General features: G+C 47.3%; 15 protein-coding genes. 13 read left to right on the forward strand and 2 right to left on the reverse strand.

Annotated elements, in window-relative coordinates:
• The 13 genes from NB463_RS07690 (at position 1) to NB463_RS07750 (ending at position 16609) form a co-directional block, all read left to right on the forward strand.
• A complete protein-coding gene (locus tag NB463_RS07690; RefSeq protein ID WP_033905435.1) occupies positions 1-348 on the forward strand; it encodes a hypothetical protein in 348 nt (115 codons plus the stop codon).
• On the forward strand, positions 345-1742 hold the full coding sequence (locus NB463_RS07695) for a hypothetical protein (RefSeq protein WP_258430869.1): 1398 nt from the start codon (positions 345-347) through the stop codon (positions 1740-1742). Before NB463_RS07690 ends, NB463_RS07695 begins: the two co-directional genes overlap by 4 nt.
• A 156-nt stretch (positions 1743-1898) precedes the next feature.
• Positions 1899-2738, forward strand: coding sequence for a hypothetical protein (locus NB463_RS07700; protein ID WP_104968943.1), 840 nt, complete (start codon positions 1899-1901; stop codon positions 2736-2738).
• Between the two features lie 56 nt (positions 2739-2794).
• Positions 2795-3256, forward strand: coding sequence for a hypothetical protein (locus NB463_RS07705; protein WP_033905433.1), 462 nt, complete (start codon positions 2795-2797; stop codon positions 3254-3256).
• Entirely contained in the window at positions 3256-4536 is a 1281-nt protein-coding gene (locus NB463_RS07710) for a hypothetical protein (RefSeq protein WP_258430870.1), read from the forward strand. The genes NB463_RS07705 and NB463_RS07710 overlap by 1 nt, the downstream gene beginning before the upstream one ends.
• A 50-nt stretch (positions 4537-4586) precedes the next feature.
• Complete coding sequence (locus NB463_RS07715; protein ID WP_258430871.1) at positions 4587-5705, forward strand: hypothetical protein; 1119 nt, start codon at positions 4587-4589, stop codon at positions 5703-5705.
• A gap of 94 nt (positions 5706-5799) precedes the next feature.
• Complete coding sequence (locus tag NB463_RS07720; protein WP_258430872.1) at positions 5800-8424, forward strand: hypothetical protein; 2625 nt, start codon at positions 5800-5802, stop codon at positions 8422-8424.
• 358 nt (positions 8425-8782) lie between these two features.
• Positions 8783-9106 carry a hypothetical protein gene (locus tag NB463_RS07725; RefSeq protein WP_017634052.1) on the forward strand — a complete coding sequence of 108 codons (324 nt, stop codon included), beginning with the start codon at positions 8783-8785 and terminating at the stop codon, positions 9104-9106.
• Positions 9103-9516, forward strand: coding sequence for a hypothetical protein (locus NB463_RS07730; protein ID WP_158159320.1), 414 nt, complete (start codon positions 9103-9105; stop codon positions 9514-9516). The genes NB463_RS07725 and NB463_RS07730 overlap by 4 nt, the downstream gene beginning before the upstream one ends.
• The gene (locus NB463_RS07735; protein WP_017634054.1) at positions 9509-10135 is read left to right on the forward strand and encodes a hypothetical protein; all 627 of its coding nucleotides are present in this window, start codon (positions 9509-9511) and stop codon (positions 10133-10135) included. The genes NB463_RS07730 and NB463_RS07735 overlap by 8 nt, the downstream gene beginning before the upstream one ends.
• Positions 10132-14925 (forward strand): hypothetical protein, encoded by a 4794-nt coding sequence (locus tag NB463_RS07740; RefSeq protein WP_258430873.1) that lies wholly within the window; start codon positions 10132-10134, stop codon positions 14923-14925. Before NB463_RS07735 ends, NB463_RS07740 begins: the two co-directional genes overlap by 4 nt.
• 68 nt (positions 14926-14993) lie before the next feature.
• Complete coding sequence (locus tag NB463_RS07745) at positions 14994-15677, forward strand: hypothetical protein (protein ID WP_258430874.1); 684 nt, start codon at positions 14994-14996, stop codon at positions 15675-15677.
• Positions 15678-15919: 242 nt separating this feature from the next.
• Positions 15920-16609: a hypothetical protein gene (locus NB463_RS07750; RefSeq protein ID WP_258430875.1), complete on the forward strand. Its 690-nt coding sequence runs from the start codon at positions 15920-15922 to the stop codon at positions 16607-16609.
• Positions 16610-16643: 34 nt separating this feature from the next.
• Here the strand turns inward: NB463_RS07750 and NB463_RS07755 are convergent, their stop codons facing one another.
• Positions 16644-17738, reverse strand: a complete 1095-nt coding sequence (locus NB463_RS07755) for an RNA-guided endonuclease InsQ/TnpB family protein (RefSeq protein ID WP_258430876.1) — start codon at positions 17736-17738, stop codon at positions 16644-16646.
• 68 nt (positions 17739-17806) lie between these two features.
• Positions 17807-18076, reverse strand: a complete 270-nt coding sequence (locus tag NB463_RS07760) for a hypothetical protein (RefSeq protein ID WP_054577205.1) — start codon at positions 18074-18076, stop codon at positions 17807-17809.
• Positions 18077-18224: the final 148 nt, after the last annotated feature.

Here is an 18224-nt window from a genome sequence, read left to right on the forward strand (position 1 = left end):
ATGAGCCAAGAAATTGATTACTTACTACGGGTCGATATTGACGGTGTAAAGGTGGCCGATGAGAAACACGCGATCGTTGCGCGCGTCTCTGAATGGCTCGATACACCTCAAGGCCAAGTTTGGGGCGCTCCCAAATGGGGCAACAGATTAGGGGCATACAAGCATGAACCAATAAACGAAACCACAGCAGCAGCTATCGAAAACTCAATCCTATTAACCCTCCCAATTGACGTGAAAGACGCGGTGGTTCAAGGCATTGCCGTAGAGCCAAGCGTGAACGGTATCGATGCCTACAAATTGACGATCGTTGTGAACGGTCAAACGTTGGAGAGAGGTATTACGTTTTGAGCAAGTTAGAAGAAGTCAAAAAGACCTTTAACGAGGCGATTGCTGGTTCAAGCTGGTGGTCGCGTCATATTGGTTCGCAGTTCGTTGACTACCTTTGCTTATTTGTGGCCAAGATTGTTGAACGCATGGCAGCAATCAGTAGCCGTGCATTGCAAGAATCCTACCTAACGCTAGCCACTAAACGCACCTCCATTTTGGCGGGTGCTGAAACTGATGGCTATGTAGGGCGAAAAGCAGCGCCATCGAAAGGCCGTGCGCTAGTGACCAATACCGGAACAAAGCGCGTTACCTTGCCGAAATACAGCCAATGCGTGGCTGACAATCAATTGCGCTATACGCTAATGGAAGCCATTGATCTTATGCCGCAAGAAAGCGCCGCAGTAGAGGTGCAACAGTTCGAAGTATCCAAGATGACCTACACGGTCGATGAAGGAAAAAACTGGTTGGCCGTGGCGTTCCCTCAAGAGCTGACTAAGCGTATTCATAACATCATCGTGCGCGTGAACGGAGAAGAATGGACGCACGTCTTTAAGTTTCGTAATACGGACGGCAAATCCAAAGCCTACATGGAGTATTACAAGCCAACCGACCAGCTAGGCGTTCGTTTTGGTAACAACAATAACGGTCGTGCGCCAGCGACAGGTGATGTAATTGAGTTTGAGCTATGGCTGACTAATGGTGTGACTACCCTACTCGATGCGCAGTATTTAGAGCTTATCGATATGGGGATTCAAAGCGCCTATAAAGACCAGCTCTCAATCAAAACGTCCACCAGTATTATCGGCGGTGCAGAGCCGGAAGACATTGAGTCAATCCGAAACAACGCCCTTTACTCGCCAATCTATGACGAGCAGATAGCGTGGGACTCGGATTACATGACCTTTGTTAAGCGCAATATTTCTGGTGTTACTTGGTTGTCGATTTGGGGCGAAGCGGAGCAGGAAAAACTCACAGGAACGCCGGACGTTCGCAACATCAATACGATCTTTATTTGTGCTTACTCTGCCGATAAAACCGACGAGATTTTGAATCAGGAAATCCAAGTTCTATTCGCTGGCCGAGAGGGCTATAACGAGCGCTATAAGCTGGTGGAGCGTAAGGACGTGCCATTTACCGTGACGGTCAAAGGTAAGCTTTACCCAAGTTCAAATCCAGAATGGGCGACAAAGGTACTGGCCGATGCGTTAGATGAGAAATTTGGCAAACAGACAAGTCGCAATGAGCGCATTACCAAAAACCAAATTTGGGATGCGATCCAAGAGCTCAACGTGACTTTGGGCATTAAAGAGTTTGAGGTTGAAGTCGTTGGGATTCTTGACCGCATCCCGATTGATACTTACCACTATTTAGATGTGAATGCGTCAACCATTCAACTGAACTTCGATTACTCATAGAAGTTTTCGCACGGAGCAAGAAAGACACGGATGTTTTCGCATGCGAGAACTTTAAAACACAACACACTATATAGTTTTCGCATGCGAGAACTTTAAGAAACATCATCCCGTATAGTTTTCGCATGCGAAAACTTTTACACCAATAAGGCGAAAAACATGGCATTTGGAGACTTCAGAAAATGGCTATCTGGCCAGCTAACCAAGGCGCGTCAAAAGGAAACCGCTTGGGTAGATTTAGGAAGCGCGATCGCAGAGTCAATTGAAACTCACGTAGAGTCATACATTGAAAAGCTTAAAGCGCGTTCTTCACTGTACGAAATGGACAAAGAATCGCTGCTAGAAGACATTAAAGAGCTGCGAAAAATCTTCCCACTAGGCGAAGTGGCCGATGAGGACTTGCCACACGTTGTGATGCAGCGTAAGGACGAAATTCACTTTAAAAAGACCATTTATCCACTTATCTCAACGCTCGCGCGTGAATTTAAAGGGTTACGTGTTAAGTGGGAACGAATCTACGCGCCAGTAGACCAAGAGCAATTTCCATACGGCACGTTCTTAGTTCCCGAGTCAGAGTTAGAGCTGCAAAACGGACTAAACCCGAGCGACTTTTTTCTGACTAGTCGCGGTGCTATTCGCATCCCTTTGAACGACATTGCAGGTGAGGACGGCATTACCGAGGAAGCCATTCGAGCATTCGAAGCGAAGATTAAGCGAGTGGTGCATCCTCTTATCCCATTACGAATTGTTTTAGATGGCCAATTGTATTCTATTGAATTTGAAGTCATGGATATGGTGGAAATACCTAGCTATTCTGACCATGTTACGGTTGGAAAACAGACCACGACCGATATAGAATCAACACCGATCTATAAACAGGATTTCGTTCAAACTGGAACGACGACACAGGAAGAACGCCCTGCTAGCCCTATGTATGGTACACCTAGAATGGATGCGATCCCCTTAGATGCGATCTCCATTGATAGACGGTACTATTAACCCTATTCCTATTCCCCGTCCCATTAAAGCGCCACGACTTATACGAGGTCGTAAAGGTGCTTACACAAAAAGTAGTCCTATCGCAGTGTGAACTGCTTAATCGTTATTACGACGAACGCGCCTTGTCGTCGTTGCCTACCAATGGTACTGAGCCTTATTTCCAATTTGGCGATCTTGAATGGGGTTTTGACCTTATCCAAGAAATTGAGGGCAAGCCTAGCTGCATGCCTATCCCACTGGATAAGACAACCGTTGAAAACGTGTTTTACCGTTCTAAGGCGAACTACGCCTATGTGAACGGCAATATCGTAATCACGGCAAACTTGCCAGCGGGTACGCTAGCAGAAGATGAACAATACCAGTTCTCTTGCGTCGGCGTGAAAGATGCGAGCGGCGGTCTGATTCTAGTGGCTGTCACTCAACCAGTTTGGATCTACTCTGACCGTGGTCTATCGATAGAAATCGTGATTAACACGGCTCGCACGGATAGCGCTCAATTGGCGCAGGTAGGTGCCTAATGAGTCGCCCAAACTTCGAAGAAACGATCATCATCCCGCCACTGCTAACGGACTGGCAAGCACTACCGCTTATCACCGATACACAGTACCTAGAACCACTGGCCAGTAACAGCCTAAACCGTAAGTTTTACGGCATCGTTCGCGCTGGTATTTTCCGTGGTTTTGAATGTGCTCCGGCTGGTGGAATGAAACTGCGTGTGAGCAGTGGTGAACAATTTGGCGTGGCGTTAGTTGAGCGCGACGACTATGTGTTAACCGTTCGACAACAACACGATGTTGATGTGGAGATTCCGGCTGGTGCCACTTCTTATGTGGTGCTCGAAGCGTTCTATAAGTTTGGCGTAAAGACAAAACAAGTCGATTTAGCGTCAGACATTGAAGCGTCCGAAATTAAGGTGCTTCCGCAGGAAGCGGTTGAAGATCATCATTTGATATTGTGTCGCGCTACCGTGCCAGATGGCGTTACCCAACTCAAAAGTGAACACCTTAACTTTGATGATCGTGAACAAGGCGGTTATGACCTACAAGGTCACGTTTCACATCCCGATCCACATAAGCAATATGCGATGCGCGCCGAAGCCAATGCGCACTACGCAGACCGTGAAAACCCGCACCATGTAACCAAAGCGCAAGTTGGCCTTAGCTTGGTAAACAACTGGGACGCAACCAGTCAGATAAACGTAGATAACGATCAGCTTTATGCCACTGCGAGAGCCATCAAGTTGGTTCACGACAAAGCTGCTGCTGCATACAACAAGTCGGTTGAACATTGGCCGTACATTGCGTCTGGTGGCGAAACAAAAATCGCATTGCCTTACGAAGTGCCGGAAGTAGATTCATTGTCTATCCAAGGTATCGTGCAGACCAAAGACAGTGCTTGGCAATTCTTGAAAGACACTAATGAGGTTGAAGTAGCCGAACCACTTGAAACGGGTGATGAAGTGGTGATTACTCTTGGTGTTCCATCTCTAAGCTCAAGCTCTATCATTGCCGAGCTTCAAGAGCATATCGATAACCTTGAAGCCATCATAAACAGCGGTATCGCTGGCGCGCCTATGGAAGTATTCCATAGCCACTTCGCTAGTACGTCGAATACTTTCACTGTTCCACCAGTCTTTGAAGAACGCGCGATTAAGCTGGTGTTCCTACAAGGTGTGCAGCAATCAAAAGATATTGCTTACACCATCTCACCGGACGGTGATGTTATCCAGTTTGTTGACGAAATTGCAGCAGGAACGGAGATCACCTTGGTCGGCCAATCAGTTTTCAAATTCCCCTAGCCCTATTCCCCATAAATGCCGTTTTTACTAACAACGAAATTGGATTTTTTATGGCTACACAAAACAAATTAACTCGCATCAACCGTCTTGTTTCTGATCTTTCAGCGCAAGACGTTGGTGCATTACCAGCGGGCGCTCGCGCAACAGACTCATCAAAACTAGAGGGGAAAACCAAGGCACAAGTTGTCAGTGAAGCGCGCTCGAATCTTGTCCCAACTTCTCGCACTATCAATAACAAACCACTAACGGGCGATGTGACTCTGACTCACTCAGATGTGGGCGCAGCGCCAGCAAGCCACACGCACGACTACATCCCTAACAACAAGAAAGGCGTTGCAGAGGGTGTGGCTACGCTAGATAGCACTGGTAAGATCCCACAAGGCCAATTGCCAGCTATCGCTATCAAAGAAACGTTCCCTGTTAAGTCAGAAGCGGAAATGCTTGCTCTTACAGCGCAAGAGGGTGATATGGCAATCCGTTCGGATCTGCGTAAATCATTCGTTCTTATGCGCCAACCAGCGAGCACACTAGCGAACTGGCAAGAACTATTAACACCGACTGACGCCGTTTCGTCGGTGAATGGTCAGCGCGGTAACGTAGTGCTTGAAGCGACTGACGTTGGTGCGGAACCAGCGTTTGAGAAAAAAACAGCATTCAACAAAGACTTTGGTACTGCCGCTAACACAGTGATGCAGGGTAACGACTCTCGCGTTGTGAATGCAGTGCCAAAGACTCGCACCATCAACGGTCACGCGCTAAGCGCAAACGTCGAGCTAACCGCAGAAGACGTGGGCGCACTAGACGCTGGCGCAACTGCCGTTAACGCAGCGAAGCTTGAGAACACCACTAAATCGCAAATCATTTCACAAGCGCGTAGCGGTCTAGCAGCTAGCGGCGCGTCATACACCAAAGCGGAATCTGACGGTAAGTATGCCACCAAGGATAGTCTAGGCGCTTCCATCAAAGACGCGATCCGAACGGTGGATATTACTGTCGAATCTGCATCAACTACGGTGGCTCTGCCAGCGGGTACAGTCTCAGAAATCCTTGTTCTAAGCGTGTGCGGCGTAATGCAGAACGCAGGTGTATGGAGTCTATCTGGTAACACAATCACGTTCGGTGAACAGCTACAAGTTGGCGACATCGTGACGGTTATCGGCTTCAAGTAAACATGACCTTTCCTTTCCTACTTCCCCATTAACGATGTGCTCCGGCGCTTTGTCGGAGTTGCTGGTCATTGAATTGAGAAAGGCATACTTCTGAATGGCATTAAAAAAATTGACTCAAGTTGGTGGTAGTCCAGCTCGAAAATTGCGTGAAGAAATCACAACAAAAGTGGATGAACACGCTAGCAATAAAACGAACCCGCACGGAGTCACAAAGGCACAAGTAGGCTTAGGTAACGTACCAAACTATCCGGCCACCAGCTCGGTAACAGATGCGTCCAACAGCAAACTTGCGACCGCTGGTGCTGTTAAACAGGCATACGACAAAGGCATCGAGGGTTTAAATCGCGGTAACGCAGCTTATGACCGCGCAGAACAAGCAGAGACGAACGCAAATGCCCACACTGACAACCGCATTAGTTCTTTGATTGGTGGTGCGCCAGCAGAAGCGCTCGATACAATCAAAGAGCTTGGTGACGCGCTCATGGATCAAGAAGATGCGGTAGCGGCCATTACAACCAACATTGCTCAACACAAATCAGACAACTCGAACCCACACAAGGTTACGAAAGCTCAAGTTGGTCTATCAAACGTGCCGAACTACGCATTCACAGCAGCGGTTAATGATGCTAGCGATGTGAAATTTGCGGCGGCAGGTGCCGTTAAGAAAGCGTATGACCTTGCAGCGTCAAAGATGACTCAAGCGCAAGCCGATGGTCGCTACCTAAAACAGTCTGGTGGCACACTGACTGGTGGCCTACTCATTGATGAGGGCAGTTCCAATGTTTCTCAATTGCACATAGGTCATGCAGGTAAGCGCTTTCATGTTGAAACGAAAACCGATGGCACCTTTGAGGTTGTAGAAAGTGACGTTTCAAGTCGATTAAAGATCCGCAAAGGTGGTGAATCAACACTATACGGCTCCCTAAACGCTACAGAGTCGGTATCTTCGAATCGTAGTGTTGAAGTGCAAGGCACTCGCGCTGGTAATAACGTTCCATCGAGCGAGCAAGTTAAGCTGGACGGGTACGGGTTGATTGGTAATCGTCGGGCGGTTTACTTAACGAACGGTTCTAATTCGTCGGATGCTTACGTTCAAATCGCGGTGGGTGGCGCTCATAATGGAGGGGACGCCAAGTTAGACCTGACTCGATCAAAGCTTAGTTCCAGTGTCCCTATTGAAGTGCAAGGGAATAAAGTAGTTACAGAGGCGTTTAACCGTACTGAGGTTGTGCGCACCTCTTTAGGTAGTGACAACTCTTGGTGTCAGGTTGCTAACGTAACGATGCCTCAATCAAGCTCTACTGCGGTTATTGAGTTCTTTGGTGGTGCTGGCTTTAACACTGACTTGCACTATCAGTCGTCACGACATCAAATGATTCTGAGAGCCAGTAACGGAAACCCTAAAGGTCTAAATGGTCAGGTTATTACAGACCATCCTAGCGGCTTGCCATTTAGTGAGTTTGGTTGGGTAAATACTAGCGGTGACAATTACGCCATCTATGTAAAAACACGTAGTGCCTACAGTACGAACATTCTTATTCGATACATGTGTAGTCACACCATTACGCCATACGTTAGCAATAAGGGGGCAAGCCAGCCAGCGGGTATTGTCAAAGGGCGAATGGTCACTAGCTATACGTCTTACAATAAAGACTTAGGGGCAATTAACTCTGTTGATGGAAAGGGTTTAGAGCTTGATTACTCTACAAAGAAAGCTTGGATTGGTTCTCGTAATTCATCTTGGTGCCACATGGAGACTGAGGCCGCAAGCGGCTTTTACTCTTACTCCGCGTTCACCTTTGCTAAAGGGATTGATGTAATGCTCAATCAGAGCATTTCATTAGGTGGACGAGCTGCATTTCGTAACACAGACGGCTCTTGGCTCCGTATCAACGATACAGGTGCTTTTGGCGGTATTTTTTTCGGTAGCTCACTGGTTCGTACTGATGGTGAGTTTACTGCGGGTTCTTGGAGTGGTTCGAATGATGCCGTTCGTATGGATAATAGTTTTATGGATTCATCATGGGCGACGAATGGCCGTGCTGGATTCAGTATCAACTGTAAAGATAGTTCAAGTGCGCATTGGGCGTTAGCCTCGTACTATGATGGCACCAATATCCGTTCTGGCATCCAGATCCTATCTAACTCAGAGGGTCGGATGCGCTTCTACACTAACCGCCGCAGTAATTATGTAGACATTAAGGACGGCAATGTATATGCAGGTTCGCCTCAGAGCTCGGCTGGTAACTCTCTCGCACGTAAAGACTACGTTGATAGTAAGCTAGCGGGTGTTTCATCACGCGCTGGAGAGGTTGCCTTGGGCTGTAATGCGGGGCTAAGAGAGGGCAACCTTACGATAGATGGCATTACATGGGAGTTCAAGAATTGGATAGGATGTTTCCTCGATCCGTTTGATTTGATTAACTACAACGCTCCGGTTGCTGGTTTTGATGTTCGTGTTGAGGGGTATTACGAAATTGAATGGACTGCGATACGACGCCGCAATGCTTCAAACTCATCGACTGTGTACTCTGCAATCGCCAAAAGCAATAAAATTATAGCGGAGGCTCAAAGTGATTCCAACGACTTCGATGCCGTGCCAACGACTTGTCGATGGGTAGGAAAATTATACTACGGTGAGCTTATTCAATTCTTAGACAGAGGTGCATCCACGCCTATTCGGGGTTCGCATTTCTCGATCCGCTACATCAAGCCATAACCATCAACCAAAGGGACACGATGCTGTCCCTTTTTTGCAAAGTTTTCGCATGCGAAAACATGGGCGCATATTGATGCGAAAACCAATATTTATATAATCTTCCTCGTCAAATATCGATTCGACTCGACTATCCTCGTTGGAAGTTTTGTATGCGTTGCCGCGCAACAAAACGCTTGGATTAGCCTCTCACCAGTCTTTTGGTTGAGAGGCTTATTTTTTATATAGACTCTTGAAATCTAACTTTTTTCCGCAAAACAGCCCTATTTAACACCCATTCAAAAGTAAGTAACGCCCGTCTATTGAGCAAAAGCCAACATTCCGAATACACTCGATAGGTGATATACAAAAGGGGGATTTAATGCCAGTGTCAGTTGTTGGTGAGAGCTTTGCGATTAGCGTACTGGCTCTATCTGTCCTCAGTGGTGTTGGGTCATATCTCCAAGGCATACGCGAGCAACGTCTAGCTGGTGGATTCCTTGATTTTTTAACCGAGCTAACGCTGGCGTTGGTGGTCGGTTTGATAGTCGCTTACTTGTGTGAAAGCGAGGGTGTGGAGGCTGGTTATACCAGCGCGCTTGTCCTCATTGCGTCGAACAACGGAGCAGACTCGATCAACTTTATCCGCAAGCTGGCTAGCCAAATGTTAGCGAGATTTTTTAATACCGGAGGGCAAGGCAAATGATGGAATTTGCAGTAATTGGCCTAGCCATTGCTGACCGATTTTTGCTTAAACGAAACGCAGTAAGAATACTGCATGCAAACCAGATGGACGATTCCGATGTGATTCGATTCGTTCTTGGTTATCAATCTCAGCGAGCCATAACGAGTGGGACTTTAACCTATTCGTTGCGCAGTAAAAAACGACCAAAAGCCGTCATTACTCGCACACGTAAGCTCGACTTTTCACACGCCGGACATAACAGCGAATACCTGACGTTCGATCGCAAGTTACTCGAACTCGAAGCGGGGGAAAAGCTGCATGGCGAGTGGATTCTGGACGTTAAGATTGAGCGCTCCTGTTCCCTAATCAATCCGCTATACAAAATCTTTCCTACCTGTACGACATATTCAGAGGAATTTGAAATTGCGTAACAACAGTAAGTTTGCACTAGACCAGTCACATAACTATGTGGTGGTCGATTTTGACAACGTGACCGAACGCGGCCTTAAGAGTCTGATCACTGCGTTAAAACAAGCTGGTGCGACTGTTACAGACGTAGAAGCCTCGAACAAGAGAACGAGACGAGACGGCGAGACAGTTAAACGCGCCAAGTTATTCTTTGATAATGGCCAGTCAATGACGCTGTTTATTGGTGATGAGGGTGATATTTTCCAAATGACACTCAACAGCACTAAACAGCCTATCCCTAGCGTGAAGAACGAGCGCGAGCTTGCGCGTGAAATGGTTCGCCTAATGAAGCGCAACCAAAGCAAGTTTGACAAGCAAGTTGCACGTAAAGCGGCTAAAGCCGTTAAAGACACCTCAGACATTCAACCAGCTACACGTTCTGTTGCTAAGCGACTTGAAGAAGCCAAAGCGGCTGAACAAGTCGCTCAGTCCAATTACACCAATGCCCTAGCCGCTCGGGATAGCGTTCGCACTAAGTTGGAAGAAGAACAACGCCGCATAGCAGATCTCGAAACTGCATTAGAGCAAGAGAAGCAAGAAACCAAAGAACTTGAAGCACAATTAGAGGCGGCAAAGTCATGATGTTTACCAGTCAAAATCAAATCAAGATTGTGGATCGCATCGACCATCTGGCCAAGAAACTCACGCCGGAGCAGATTGAAGCGGTGCTGCAAGGTAAAAACGCCGATCAAATCCTAGAAGCATTGTCACTTGAGGATTTGGAGAACACCTACTTGTATCAGTGCAAACCTGTGCCACAAATGATGCTAGAGGCGTTCAAATCGAAAGCCTCAAGGCTTGAATTTCGTGCTCAGCAATTCGGTAAGCACTTGGAGCGTAAAACCCCTACTTTATCGGTAGAAGCCGTTGAAGTAGGCAAACCGCGCAAGTCTGGTGCGGTTGCTGTCCAAATGGTGAAAATCCCGTTTTCAGATGGCCAGAGCATTTCTATTGCGTTCCATGCGCCGGATAACGATCCGCTAAAAATCAATCCAGATGACACGTTAATCGCGTTCCGCTTTCTAATGAACTCGCGCGATATTACTCACGTAGTCGCGCCAAAGGGCAACATGGATTTATCCCTTAAGGAAGTGACCAACAAGCTAGCGCAGTTGCTTGAAAACAACAGCGAGAAATTTGTCGCTGCTAAGGCCAAGAAAGACGCTGACAAGAAAGCATTGGAAGAAGCGCAACAAAAGGCACAAGAACTTGATGAACAAGCTGCGCAACTAGGCGAAGAAGCTACCGACTTGGAACAAAAGCTCGATGAGCTGGCCAAGAAAGAGAAGCGCTTGGAAACTCAGATTGCTACGCAGAACGAAATCCAAGAAGAACTACGAAAACAGCTTGCTGCTATCAAGCCAGCAGCAAATACAGCAACGAAAAATGTAAACGCTGGTGGTAGTTCGTCTCAAGTGATCGAGCAATGGGACGCTTCATGGACTAAGCAAGAGAAACGCGACTTCATCATTAACCGTGCTTTCAATGGCGATCTTGATGCCTTTGTTAAGCAGCTAAGCCTAGAGTTTAAAGACTCATTAGAGTTTTCAGGTGCAGCAAATCAAAACGTTCCTAGCACTTATTCAGAGTCGTATATCAATGATGTGATTTATGACCTCGATAAAGGTGCTATGACGGTATCAGAGCTTGCCGAGGCTAAAGAATACATCCGTGATTCAATTGAAAACGATTTTCCTCAGTTGTCAGACGAAGAACGGGAACGAAAAGCAAATATCGAGCGCAAAGAATGGCTATTGGCTCTTATTGGTCGCAAGACCATTGCTAAGGGCTGGAAGATGGATAAAGGCGAAGATAGCGAGCCGTTTGTCTACTTCGAATCCCCTGACGCGAACGACGATGATAGCTTTGGCCAGTACATGATCCACGCGCGCGATAACCAAACCTTGGCTGTCACTTACGGCGAGGGTTCACCGCTTGCTGGTGGCGACGATCTACAAGGTTGGGAAGCTGCTAAATCACTTATTCTGGCTGACTACGATCGCGAATCTAAGTTGCTTCAAGATACCGATGACAGCAACGAAGAACCACAACCAATTGAGAACGACGAGCCAAACGCGAACGACCAAGACAAAGACGAAACCACGGATAACCTATTCTGGTATGGCCTACGTCTACGCCCTTATGGCTTGGGTACCACGCCGCCACAACATCAAGTGGTTAAGTACCTCGATCCAGAATCGGCTAAAGAGCAATTCGCTGACGCTGGTAATGGCATTCGCCACGGTGCGATCGCTTATGACCAAAAACTGCCACCAGAACTAGTAAGCAACTTTGACCTAGAGCCGCTATTTGGCATGGTTGAGGGCGACCTAGAAGAAGCGGAGCGCATCGCAACCGAAGCGCTAGACCAATGGGTTGAGGACAAAGGCGTTGATGAAATTCCTCAGTCTACGCTCGATACCCTAAAACAAGTGGGCTTCAAAGCAGCGTTCGCTAAGCAGCTACGCCAGCAACCAGAAATGAAGAACCGCAAGGAAAATCCAAACGCGTACAAGCTATGGAGCGCATCGATTGACCTTGTGACGCCGGACATGATTCAAGAGATTGCCGAAGACCTAATGCTGGTTCAAAGCGATGCTGAATTACAGCGCCAAGCAGAACACACGCAAGGCCGCATGCGCTTCCAAGAAGCTGCTCTATCCCAACTTAAGGATATGCAGTCAGTAAACCCAAGCGATCGCAAACGTCTTGTTATGCTAGCTGACCTAACGCTAGGTACTGGTAAAACACTAAAACGTGGCGAGAAAGTGGATGACCAAGCTAAGCGTATTTCAGAACAAGCGCACCTAGTGGAATCACTACAAGGTGAAACCCTAGCGTCACTGGAAGCGCAATTTAAGAACCGCAAAGAGATCACTGATTTCCTAACGGCTCATCGCATTCCATTTAACCGCCGTGCGAAACGCGCTGACCTACTGCAAGCTATCTTGAACTACCGTGACGGATTCTTTAGTGCAACGGCGAAAATGTTCGACCTACGCGCGCTACGTGGCGACCTATACGAAAAGTTTGAGAACGGCGAAGCGTTAGCACTGGATGACGTAGAAAAAGCGTTTAGCGCGACTACGGTTTACCATGAGGGAGACGTAGCTTACACCAAGGCAAAAGGTGAAACCGTCATTCCAGCAATGGCAGACCAAGGCGAGGACTACCAAAAAGTTGAGCGCTTCATTAAGGCGATTGATGACGGTATCTACCCTGACCTATCCGAACTAAGTTCAGATGAGCTCTTTGCTCAGCACTATGCAATGGCAAGTGTTACCAACCAAGACATCCTGGCAATTCATGGTTTTAGATACTTGGATAACGATGAGCAGATCGACAATGAACAGATGGCGCGCGCTATCCATAACTCGGTCATGCCATTGTGGTACACAAAAGCTATCGAAGCGGAATACGAAAGCCGTGGCTTCCCTAGCCTTGCTGCGTTGCCTGACTTGAACCATAAAGGTCAATTCAAGGCGACACGCGAGAAACGCTACGCACCAGTTGGCACTATTGGCCAATCTGATTTTAGCGTTATCGATACGTACACAGGCAAGGTGCTAGAAACTGGCCTAGAGGGCGCAGCAGCGCAGCAAAAATCGACTCAACTAAACGACCAAGCAGTGAAAGAAAGCACTATTGCAATCTTTAACATGCTTAAGGACGGCAAGACGCTTGAGCAAATTGCAGAGACGGAATACAGCGCACCACTAGAGCCTGTCAGTCCTGCCATGTTCACCACAATCAACGGCTTTGAATCATTGTATTCAACGTTAGCCATTAACGGCTCGGGTTCGCTTCACTCGCGCCCAACACTACGCGAGAACGCCGACAAGCTACTGGCTAAGGTGGACGCTGACGGCAAGATTAACGATGTTGCGCTAACCGAAGAACAAGAGAACCAAATGGAAAATACATTTGGCTACAGTTTCTTCTCTGCGAAGTCGAACAAGGGTAAAGAGCTACGCTTTATCGCTAACACCAATTCTCGCAGCTACCTAACGGTTGACGGTGCTAACAAACTGCTTGAGCTATTGGGTGCTAAGAACGCCGTAGAATCTGACACAGCAGATGAAGTGAACAAGGGTGCATCCGAGGAAGAAAAACAACTTCTCGCACTAGACCCAACTCAATATTCATTTGGCTCAATTTATGAGAGCGAGGGCATTCGAGATACGGGTGAAATCGCTAAGCGAATCCGCGCCTTTATCGCTCAGCTTAAGAAAGCTGGCAAGATCAGTAATGACGTTAAAATCTCAGTACGCAAGCCTCGCTACGGCACACTAGACCTAACGCTGACTGACTTGCCAAGAAACGTCATGCTCTACAATCCAGCTTACCTACAGTTCGAGATTGATAACCCTAACTCGCCAGCGCCACACGGTATGAGCCGTTATACCGAAGCAGTAGATCAGCTGATCGAGTTCGTTAACGCTTATGTAGGCCAATACGACTACAACAACAGCGACACGATGACCGATTACCACGATCGCAATTTCTTTGGTGGCCGCCTAACCGTGGACTTTGATTTTGGTAAAGAGCGCAAAGTGGTAGAGCTCGCGTCTCTAACTGAAATGCACCAGCAAGGCGAACAGGCAGAGGATGACGTATTAGACGTTACCTCATTCCGTGAAAGCCTAGATGAAGAAGAAGCGAAAGCACTTGAGCAGCTAGAAGCCTTTACCAACCTAGAGCTAAAACTTGGTAAGCAGGAAGTGACTTTCCCAACAGGCCGAGTGAAGTCGATTAATGCGAAAGATGAGGATGGACTAACTTACAGCCTAGACGTTCTATTCGACATTCTAGCGACCGACTTAAGCGAAAAAGCGAAAGCTCAACTTGAGACGATTAAGGACTGGCAATCTTCGGATACCTACTACAACGAAAAAGGCACATTGGTACAGCCAAGTGTTGCGGCAGGTATCCACTCAGTAAATGGCTCAGTGCCAGCGAACGTGTACGCTCCGCTAATCGCCCGTTCATGGTTAAATGAAAGCCACGCTGACATTTATCCGATCGCTAAAGATGGCGAGTACAAGTTCGCGCTATACCAAGGCAACGACTTGATCGGTGAATTTGACGATACAGCGGAAATGGAAGCGCTATTAGTGAAAGCGTTCAATCTAAGTAGTGAGGCGCCTCAATCTGAAACAGAGGGCAATAACGAAGAAATGGAACATGTAGAGAAACTAAAGGAAATCCGAGATTTCACTGGTGAACCTACGCCGGAATTGGTTGATGAGTTCCAAACCGCACTAGAACAGGCTTACGCCCACTTCGAAGCTAACGACCAAATAGCAGAGAACGAAGCGTTGATGGATGCCGCTCTAAGCAACATCACAAGCATGATCCAAGCGCAAATTTAATCACAACCAAGGCCGCCACTTCGGCGGCCTAAACCGGAGACAATCAAGTGTTAAGCTTAAGAGAAAAAATGACGCTCAACCGCGATGCTGCGGGTTTGTTGAAAGAGCTTAAGAGTGGCCAGCTATCGATTGGTGAACGCATCAAAAAGAACCGTGAGCTGGTGGAAATTCTTAATAAACTGACTGGCGCTAACCAAAAGGTTGAGCAGGAGCCGGTATCAAGTACGGATGAGCCAATATCGGTAGAAGAATTTTCCAAGTTAGGCCGCTCCGATAAGATTGAAAAGCTCAATGAAGTGCTACTTCTGCCTAACTGGTACGAATACGAAATGGCGTTTTTCCCTAACTACCAAATGGTTGAAAAGGGCGATAACTACGTTGTGTACAAGGATGGCGAAAACTTCCAGTTTGGCTACAAAGGGCATATTGCGCGAGGTTTGGACTACTGGAAAAACGATGCGGGCTCAGCCAAGAAAAATGGTGGTTTTGGTAGCTGGTCGCGCGCTGACCGTAGCAAGGCTATCAAGACCATCACTAAGCACATTGAGCAGAATGAGCGCGACAATGGCGAACGTCCAGTTGAACAAAGCGAACTGGTTGCGAGATTCCTTGCAGGGGAGTTTAATACAGCCAAGCCATCGTTGTTTGTTGATGTAATGCGAGACGTTCACTCAGAGGGCTTGGAGCTAGATAGCATCAAGCAAAAAGCGATTGAATGGTTCGAGCACAATCCTAACAAACTGGCCGCTTAAGTTTTCGCATGCGAGAACTTTTTGCATGGAGCGCGAAAGACACGGATGTTTTCGCATGCGAAAACTTTTCAGAGAACTTGAGAAAAAAACAATGAATGTTTTCACTAAAATTCGAGCAGACTATTACTACAAGCAATCTTTAAACCTTGCACTAGCAGCCAGCGAACGTCAAAACTACGCCAAGGCGCTTTTCGCATTGCTTAAGAGCCTTTAATCCTTTTCCCTATCCCAAAAGTTTTCGCATGCGAAAACTCGCCACTCCAACCGGAGCGGTCAAATTGAACCAACTCACATCAATTAGCGCCGAAATCAAAGAGGCGAAAAACATCAATGACCTAGCCGAGATTGTTCAACTGTACGCAACAGACAATCCAAAACCCAAGCTAGGTCGCACCAGCTACGTTGTGACAGCAAAAGGCGACGAAGTGGAAACAGGATTTAAAGTCGTGGAAGCCAGCGACCTTATTCCATCGAACGATTTGGACGGTCGAATCAATCCGAATTTCCCACAAGAGCTGCAACCGCGCGACCATACTCGTGTATCCTCAAAATTGCAGATCTCAAAGATGGCCAACGATTTGCGCCCACAACAATTAACGGATTCTGGACTATCTAGCCACGGCGCGCCGATTGTCGGCTCGGACAATGTGGTGGAGTCGGGAAACGGTCGAACCATCGCTATCATCAAAGCGTATAGGAAGGGCAAGGCTGAAAAGTACCGCCAGTTCCTAATCGACAATGCGGAGCGCTTCGACCTATCACCGGAGAAAGTTGAGAGTATGCGCGAGCCAGTGTTGGTTCGAGAACGTGTTACCCAAGTTAACCGTGCTAAGTTTGCCCGAGATTCCAACCTCTCTGACTTGCAACAGTTGACATACTCCCCTAGCAAATTCGCTAGGGGATTCTTAGTTCAACACGCTTTCACTAGATAGCCTATTTTGAGGCTATCCTCGATCCAGTCGCTCCCTAAGCTAACCCCGCCAGTCCAGCGGTTTTTATATTCTTCGCTGCGTTAATATCACGATCATGGTGCATATTGCATTCTGGACAAGTCCAGCTTCGGATATTAAGCGGCATTGATTCGTGTACGAACCCACAACAGCTACAACGCTTTGAGCTAGGGAAGAAGCGTTCTATCTCAACGATAGTTCGTCCAGCCCATTCTGCTTTGTATTTGAGTTGGCGAACGAACTCGCCCCAACTCGCATCAGCGATGTGTTTTGCTAGTTTTGGATTGCGGAGCATGTTCTTCACTTGTAGCGATTCAACACAAACAACTTGGTTTTCGTTTATCAGTTTGCGAGACAACTTGTGTAAGTGGTCTAATCGACTATCAGCAATTTTTGCGTGTAGACGGGCTACTTTCTGGCGCACCTTAGCGCGATTATTACTGCCTTTCTTTTTCTTGGCGAGTTGACGCTGTAGGTATGCCAGTTTGCTTTGGTAGCGTTTGAAGTGGCGAGGATTATCGACTTTCTCACCGCTATCTGTGATGAACAGGTTATTTAAACCCAAATCAATACCAACCGTTTTAGCGGTTACAGGCATTGGTTTAGGCTCAAAACGGCATAGCATAGACACAAAGTATCGACCTGCGGTGTCTTTTGAGATTGTGACTGTGGTTGGTTCGCTAGGTAGTTCACGACTCCAACGGATATTAAGCGGCTGCTTGGACTTGGCAATAAATAGCTGTCCATCGCGGAACTTAAATGCAGATTTAGTGAACTCAGCAGACTGTTTGTGACGTTTCTTTTTTTCGACAGGGTATTTTGCTCGACCCTCAAAGAAGTTCTTAAAAGCAGCTTGCTGGTAACGTAGTGATTGTTGCAAAGGCACACAAGAAACATCATTAAGCCAGCTTAACTCCGGATCTTTCTTAAGCTCGGTTAATCGGCTTGATGCTGCGCTGTAGTTCACCTTAATTTTGTCATTACGGTAAGCGTCAGTTCTCCAACGTAGGATTCTGTTGTAAACAGTCCGCACACAACCGAACGTTCTTGCTAGAAGTTCAGCTTGCTCATTAGTTGGATAAAACCGTTGTTTGATTGCGATCTCTTTCATGTCTTACAAACGCTTTTGACTTAACTCATTGAGTTAGCCCCGCAATAAACGGGGCTTTCTCTCCCGATTTAACTTGTCTGGAAGTCCATTTTTTCTAGGGCAAGTTCAAACCCCGAGCAAAACAGATATTGAGCGTCCAGAATTGAATCAACGCGAAGATCACCACCACAAAGCAGCCAATCTTGAAAATGCTGTTCTGGCGAGTCGTTCCAATCGACAGGTTGTAAGGCGTTGTAGATCTGACAAAGAAGCTCTACAGGCGCGTTTAGATCTTGGGAGAGGTAGTCTTGCGCAGCTTGAAGTGCGGCGCGCATGTTGATTGTAGAAGTACCAATCATGATTTCAGTCCTGTTAAGTTATTGTTTAACTCACCAAAACCGAGGCTAACCAGTGGTGGTGAGCTGATTCGGGATTAGCCTTACCGCTTAACAGGAAACGGCGCACCGAAGTGCTCCCAAACCAGCCCACCATAATTAGGATGTGCAG

It is taken from the genome of Vibrio sp. RM-41-2B, assembly GCF_024744415.1.
GTDB classification, from domain to species: domain Bacteria; phylum Pseudomonadota; class Gammaproteobacteria; order Enterobacterales; family Vibrionaceae; genus Vibrio; species Vibrio diabolicus.

What these genes read in the sequence shown, in the direction of transcription:
- NB463_RS07755 (WP_258430876.1), bottom strand. Translation starts at nt 17,738, where the DNA reads ATGAAAGAGATCGCAATCAAACAACGGTTTTATCCAACTAATGAGCAA.
- NB463_RS07725 (WP_017634052.1), top strand. Translation starts at nt 8,783, where the DNA reads ATGCCAGTGTCAGTTGTTGGTGAGAGCTTTGCGATTAGCGTACTGGCT.
- NB463_RS07730 (WP_158159320.1), top strand. Translation starts at nt 9,103, where the DNA reads ATGATGGAATTTGCAGTAATTGGCCTAGCCATTGCTGACCGATTTTTG.
- NB463_RS07715 (WP_258430871.1), top strand. Translation starts at nt 4,587, where the DNA reads ATGGCTACACAAAACAAATTAACTCGCATCAACCGTCTTGTTTCTGAT.
- NB463_RS07745 (WP_258430874.1), top strand. Translation starts at nt 14,994, where the DNA reads ATGACGCTCAACCGCGATGCTGCGGGTTTGTTGAAAGAGCTTAAGAGT.
- NB463_RS07740 (WP_258430873.1), top strand. Translation starts at nt 10,132, where the DNA reads ATGATGTTTACCAGTCAAAATCAAATCAAGATTGTGGATCGCATCGAC.
- NB463_RS07690 (WP_033905435.1), top strand. Translation starts at nt 1, where the DNA reads ATGAGCCAAGAAATTGATTACTTACTACGGGTCGATATTGACGGTGTA.
- NB463_RS07710 (WP_258430870.1), top strand. Translation starts at nt 3,256, where the DNA reads ATGAGTCGCCCAAACTTCGAAGAAACGATCATCATCCCGCCACTGCTA.
- NB463_RS07720 (WP_258430872.1), top strand. Translation starts at nt 5,800, where the DNA reads ATGGCATTAAAAAAATTGACTCAAGTTGGTGGTAGTCCAGCTCGAAAA.
- NB463_RS07760 (WP_054577205.1), bottom strand. Translation starts at nt 18,076, where the DNA reads ATGATTGGTACTTCTACAATCAACATGCGCGCCGCACTTCAAGCTGCG.
- NB463_RS07750 (WP_258430875.1), top strand. Translation starts at nt 15,920, where the DNA reads ATGCGAAAACTCGCCACTCCAACCGGAGCGGTCAAATTGAACCAACTC.
- NB463_RS07700 (WP_104968943.1), top strand. Translation starts at nt 1,899, where the DNA reads ATGGCATTTGGAGACTTCAGAAAATGGCTATCTGGCCAGCTAACCAAG.